General features: G+C 54.4%; 7 protein-coding genes. 5 read left to right on the top strand and 2 right to left on the bottom strand.

Annotated features, from left to right (window positions below; all coding sequences use genetic code 11):
* From O6929_12515 to O6929_12495, 5 genes are all read left to right on the top strand, one after another.
* Positions 1-349 (top strand): UbiA family prenyltransferase (locus O6929_12515; GenBank protein MCZ6481205.1); only part of this gene is annotated, 349 nt, incomplete at its 5' end.
* A gap of 224 nt (positions 350-573) precedes the next feature.
* Positions 574-1,233, top strand: a complete 660-nt coding sequence (locus tag O6929_12510; protein MCZ6481204.1) for a heme-copper oxidase subunit III — start codon at positions 574-576, stop codon at positions 1,231-1,233.
* A 183-nt stretch (positions 1,234-1,416) separates the two neighbouring features.
* Entirely contained in the window at positions 1,417-2,034 is a 618-nt protein-coding gene (locus O6929_12505) for a cytochrome c oxidase subunit 3 (GenBank protein MCZ6481203.1), read from the top strand.
* Between the two features lie 22 nt (positions 2,035-2,056).
* Complete coding sequence (locus O6929_12500) at positions 2,057-2,326, top strand: cytochrome C oxidase subunit IV family protein (protein MCZ6481202.1); 270 nt, start codon at positions 2,057-2,059, stop codon at positions 2,324-2,326.
* An 8-nt stretch (positions 2,327-2,334) separates the two neighbouring features.
* Entirely contained in the window at positions 2,335-2,751 is a 417-nt protein-coding gene (locus O6929_12495) for a DUF420 domain-containing protein (protein MCZ6481201.1), read from the top strand.
* Between the two features lie 331 nt (positions 2,752-3,082).
* Here O6929_12495 and O6929_12490 read toward each other — a convergent pair whose 3' ends face one another.
* Together O6929_12490 and O6929_12485 are read right to left on the bottom strand one after the other, a co-directional pair.
* A complete protein-coding gene (locus O6929_12490; GenBank protein ID MCZ6481200.1) occupies positions 3,083-4,189 on the bottom strand; it encodes a DNA topoisomerase IV subunit A in 1,107 nt (368 codons plus the stop codon).
* 7 nt (positions 4,190-4,196) lie between these two features.
* Positions 4,197-5,396: DNA topoisomerase VI subunit B (locus O6929_12485; protein MCZ6481199.1), on the bottom strand; the 1,200-nt coding region annotated here is incomplete at its 5' end.

The following is a 5,396-nucleotide window of genomic DNA, read 5'->3' as shown; positions in this document are numbered from 1 at the left end:
CTGGCAGATACCTCATACCCTGGCCATCGCTAGGCTATACCGCGACGACTTTGCCCGAGCGGGCATCCGGTTCCTTCCCGTTGTCGATCCTGAAGGGAGGAGCACGGGTCGTCAGGCCGTAGGTTTCTCTCTGGCATTACTTGTGGTCAGCCTGCTGCCAATGCTCCTTGGTCTTGCCGGCGTGTTGTATTATGTAGTCGCCCTTCTGCTCGGGGTCGCCTTTGTGACAAGCGCCTGTAGACTAGCCATTGCTCGATCGGTTGCAGCCGCACGGCAGCTTTTGTTCGCCTCCTTAGTCTACCTCCCGGTACTCCTCCTCGTGATGGCACTGAATCGCTCGGCGCTCTGATCGGAGTAAAGATGATGGCTCAGCAAAATAGACAGCGGCGAACCCAGCATTTTGGCATCCTGCTGGCATTTTTTCTACTTTCCTATTTTGGTGCAATCATTGTTTTCATTATCGTTTATTAGGCATCAGCGACCTGTCTGCCGTGCCGTGCACGGCAAAGGCAGGTCAGCTTACAGCTTTAGGTTCGAGGCTGACGGCTAATGGCTACACTTCCAAGCTGATATATGTCACGTGAAGCTACAGCCCGGCAATTTACTGCACCCCTAGAAGGCGAGGTTTTGCAGACCGCCAGCCTTGGTGGCGGTCCTCCGCCTCCTTCCACAAACGCGGGGCCAGCGATCAGCAATGCCCGTCTTGGGTTGTTTGTGTTTCTGGGGGCCGAGTTGATGTTTTTTGCAGGGCTGATCGGTGCCTTTATGGTTTACCGATTGGGGAGCGAGGTCTGGCCACCCCTGTCTCAGCCGCGCCTGCCCGTAGCGATAACCGGGGTTAATACGGCCATTCTTCTGTTCAGCGGGATAACCGTTTGTCTGGCCTTGAGTGCGATCCGAATTGGGAAATCGACCACGCTTATTCGGTGGCTTTTAACCACGGTGTTTCTCGGGGCTGTCTTTCTATTCGTTCAGGGCTACGAATGGTTACACTTGATCCACTTTGGCCTAACGCTGTCGAGCGGGATTTACGGTGCTACCTTTTACATGTTGATTGGCTTCCACGGCTTCCATGTGCTTGGTGCCATGCTCTGGTTGATAACGGTCCTGGTACAGACTCGGCGTGGCCGCTTCACGTCGAATAGTCATACGGGTATTGAGGTGTGCGCGATATACTGGATGTTTGTCGTAGTCCTTTGGCCGGTCCTCTATGGGCTGGTTTATCTATATTGACAGCATGCGCGCGTTGCGCTAATTTGCGAGTCATTGTCAGAACAGAGTTCCTGTTCTGCCTGTTGGTGTTGCCATTGTGGCCTGAATTGTTCATCTTCACACGTGCTCGGCGATGGAGCTGGGCGGCACTGGCAGAGGAGGGGGCTTTTTGCACCTGGTCGAGGTATCAATGGAGGAGAGAAGATGAGTGAAGCTGCCGTGATGGATGCTGCCGCCGAACCGGCGGAATCGCCCCTGACACCTGAGAGCTGGGGCAAACTCGGCATGTGGGTTTTCCTGGCTGGAGATGCGATGAGCTTTGGGGCGCTCATTGTGGGCTACGGTCTCTTTCGCATTGGTAGTTCTAACTGGCCCAGGCCTGCGGAAGTCCTCGGGATCAACCTCACGGCCCTCATGACCTTGCTGCTCATTTGCAGCAGCGTGACGATGGTGCTCTCCCTCTCGGCGATCAAGAATGGAGATCAGTCGAGATTTAAAAAGTTCCTGTCTCTGACCGTCTTGGCCGGGATGGTCTTTTTAGGATTGCAGGCCTACGAGTGGACCAACCTGATCCACGAGGGGCTCACGCTGACAGGTAATCCCTTTGGGGCTATCCTGTTCGGTACGACCTTTTTTGTGCTGACTGGCTTTCACGGCTGTCATGTGTTTGGGGGAGTCGTCTACCTCTCCACAGTCCTGGTTCAGGGGTGTCGCGGCCGTTACGGGGAGCATCGGCACAACGAAGTGGAAATTGCCGGCCTGTACTGGCATTTCGTCGATCTGGTTTGGATCCTGATTTTCACCTTTGTCTATCTCGTGTGAAAGGCGAATTGGGGGATTAGCGATGACAACAGCTCACACAGAACCTAACTACTTCGGTGTCTTCTGGTGGCTTTTGGGACTGACTATTCTCGAGATCGCTGTCATCTACGTGCCAATGGCAAGGCTCATCATCGTGATCCTTCTCATAGGGCTTGCCTTGTCCAAGGCGGTTCTGGTGGCCATGTACTTTATGCACCTCAAGTTTGAGCGGGTCACGCTGGGAGTGATTGCCCTTACCCCGCTGATCCTATGTGTCTTCTTGATCCTGATGCTTCTTCCTGACATTACCTGACCATTCCCTTGGTCCCACTCTCATATCTGCCCGGTATCAACGCTTCTCTCAACTCGGCCTGCGCGTTGTTCCTGGTCATCGGGTATCTGTTGATAAGACGAGGGCGCGTAACGGCGCACCGGGTCTGCATGCTGTCTGCGTTCGCAACCTCAACTCTTTTTCTGGTCTCGTATCTCACCTATCACTACCAGGTCGGCTCTGTCCCGTTTGAAGGTAGAGGTTGGATTCGCCCTCTCTACTTCTCGATCCTGATCTCCCACACAGTACTGGCTGCTGCCATTGTCCCGCTGGTCCTGGTCACCCTGGTCCGGGCTCTCAGGGGAAGGTTCGAGAGGCACAAGCGGATCGCCCGTTGGACATTGCCTATCTGGCTCTACGTTTCCGTCACCGGAGTCGTCGTCTACTGGATGCTCTACCGTCTCTAAGATGATGACCCTGAAACCTTTCGCCCAGCCACGCAAGCCCAGACTTCAGGTCATGGTACTCAGATAAAGTATCTCGTCTGTCCAGCCTGACACCAAGCTTAACCCCGATCCGTAAAAAATAATCGAGGCAGCTGCGGTGTTGACCACGATATGACAGCAGTTACCGACATTTTGATCTTCAGTTTGCAGCTATACTAAAGGTGAGTTGCTGATACCCGCTGCGAAGAGGTGATTGCTGCGCTCTGATGCTCATCAGGGTGGATTTCTTCCCTTCGAGAACCTCAGGGCCGTGAGCCTGTCGAACCGGGGGCTGATTAATGTCGGATCGGGGTTAATCCAACCAATCTTGCTCTTTGAGCTTTCTTGGGAGGTACTTCTTCGTCAGGTACTGGAAGTCCTTGTTGGCGAGTGAGTCCAGTTCGTACTTGAGACCGCTTGAGAGCATCCGCTTAATTTCATTCTGCCAGTCCTTTTTTTGAAACCACGGATAGTTGAGGAGCTCCCGGGCTCGGTTGATGTCTTTGTCATTGAGCTTGATGCCTACGTTGCGCGGGAGCCCGTATTGTTCGGGATCAGCGCTGGAGAGACCCATGAATTTGGCTTTCGGAATGGCCATGCGCTGGCTTTCAAAAGCAAGATTGATCGATCCTTGCTTGATGACCGAGTATATGTAGTAGCCCCAGGGATCATTGTCCACAAGGACATAGACGGGGAGCCCTTTTTCGTCGTGCAGCCGCCGCGCCAGGCGCCTGACACCGCGCGGGGGCTGGCCGTTTCCTGTAAGGAGGATACAGTTGTACTTGCGCCAGAACTTGTCTTCGGAGAGGCGGTTCCACTGGGTGCCCTTCTCAACGAGGAGCACGAAATCGGCGCTACATCTCTTGATCTGGATATATTCCGGCTCGACGATGGAGGGAACCGAATAGCCGCCTTTTCCCAGCCTGGTACAGTCCACCTGGTCGCCGTCATCAACCAACACCAGCGGTCCCACGACGGTTCCGCCATTGTCGGCACGGACGTGCAACTCTTCCCGGAGGACTTCCAGGGAGACCTCAAGGTCCTCAATGACCGGATCTGATTCGTTTTGTCCGTCGAACGTGTTTTCGTTCGAGTCCTTAATCGTGTGTTTTGTGCGGTAGTAGATTTCCCTTAGAGAGGTTGTGAGGTTCGATCGCTGGAGCTCGGAGAGGGCATCCGCCACGAGTACCGTCTGCATGAACTTCTTGGCCATCCCTACGTTGAAAAACGAGCGGAGCTGCCTGTTTTTACCCATTTCGATAATGCGCTTTTTCTCGTTAAACTTGACGTTTGAAAGGGCGCGTACGGGAATCGAAAGGGTGGGGTCCTTGCTCCGTTGCGCAGCCGTGATGACCACGTCAGCCACCCCGATGAGTTTCTTTGCGACTGCATCGTTAATCTTTTGCTTTTTTCGCGCCATATTGCTCCTACCTCTTCCTGCGCCTCGCCCTTTTCTTGGCTCTTCCGGTACGTGTGATCGCTTTTTTCTTGCCTGGTGGCTTGTTAGATCTTGCCGCTTTACGCTTACCCTTCGCCGTAGACTCAGCTTTTCCTTTCAGCCGTGTCGGCTTCGCGGATTTCTCCTCTTCTTCGGAATTTCCTTTCATAGGTGCGACTTTATTAGGCGCACCGTTACTCGGAACCATCACCTCTCCTTCAGTTCCCTCCGGGGTGACGATGATCGAATGGGGGAGACCTTCCGGGTCGCCTCCGTTGTTTCCTAGTAGCTCGTCTGTCTTCTCTCCGCCTGTCCGCCTCATGGCTATTTTGTGAAGCTGCTGTTTGAGTTTCTCTGTGGGCAGCTTCCCACCCTTGAGGTGGTTGCACGCTTCCACAACTTCCTCGATGTAGAGTTCAAAGATATTGCGCCGACGAAACTCGCTCTTGGCCCGTTCCCGTCGTCTGAGAAAGGTCCCAAGCCGCCGACCGCATTCTTGCAGGGCGAGCTTGATTTCCTTTCGGATCTCATCGTAATCGGCGATTGCTTCTTTGGCTTCGCTTGTAAACGGAACCCAGACCGAGGCCATATGAATGAAAATCACCAAGGGACCTGATGGAAGCGCGCCTCTGGACTGCGGAACACCATAGTTGCGCCAAGTGGTTTCTATCGCAGACTTGAAGGTTGAGCAGGCTGACTGCTGAAAGAGAAGCGGAACTCGGTTTGCGTAGCGGATGACTCGGGCTAGCAAGTTGTCATTTTTCTGATTCTCCCCTTCGGCAAGGGGCATCTTCGTGCGTTCCTGGTTCTTCGCGGCCTCTTCGGGCCCCCTGCCGTAAGCCAAGCCCGCCTCGATCACGAAAGGATTGCCGCGGTAGACAGCCGGCGGCCGGGTTACCGCAGTATAGAAATCCCCCGTGATTTGCTTATACAGGCCACAGAGAATTGCCTTTTCGCCGATTGGCGAGACGCAGTTGCTCGGTGGCGCCATGATCTTGGTGGACTGGATGGACTTATAGAGCGTTTCAGCGGTGTCTCCATGGATATCCCGAGGGCGCTTGTGGGGCGAGATCTTTGCTGTCTTGCAGATATCCTCTGCGAGCCTCGCGGACACGCGGCTGAAGTCGCTGGACAGGAACCCCGAGAGCCAGTGGCTCTTGGTGTCGTGCAGCATCTTGAGCATCATCCC

It is taken from the genome of Candidatus Methylomirabilota bacterium (assembly GCA_027293415.1).
Classification (GTDB): Bacteria; Methylomirabilota; Methylomirabilia; order Methylomirabilales; family CSP1-5; genus CSP1-5.
Note: the sequence above shows the minus strand (reverse complement) of the source record. Positions and strands in the feature narration are given on the sequence as shown.

Bases quoted from the DNA above. Each gene is read 5' to 3' on its own strand.
- O6929_12510 (MCZ6481204.1), top strand. From the start codon at position 574: ATGTCACGTGAAGCTACAGCCCGGCAATTTACTGCACCCCTAGAAGGC.
- O6929_12505 (MCZ6481203.1), top strand. From the start codon at position 1,417: ATGAGTGAAGCTGCCGTGATGGATGCTGCCGCCGAACCGGCGGAATCG.
- O6929_12490 (MCZ6481200.1), bottom strand. From the start codon at position 4,189: ATGGCGCGAAAAAAGCAAAAGATTAACGATGCAGTCGCAAAGAAACTC.
- O6929_12500 (MCZ6481202.1), top strand. From the start codon at position 2,057: ATGACAACAGCTCACACAGAACCTAACTACTTCGGTGTCTTCTGGTGG.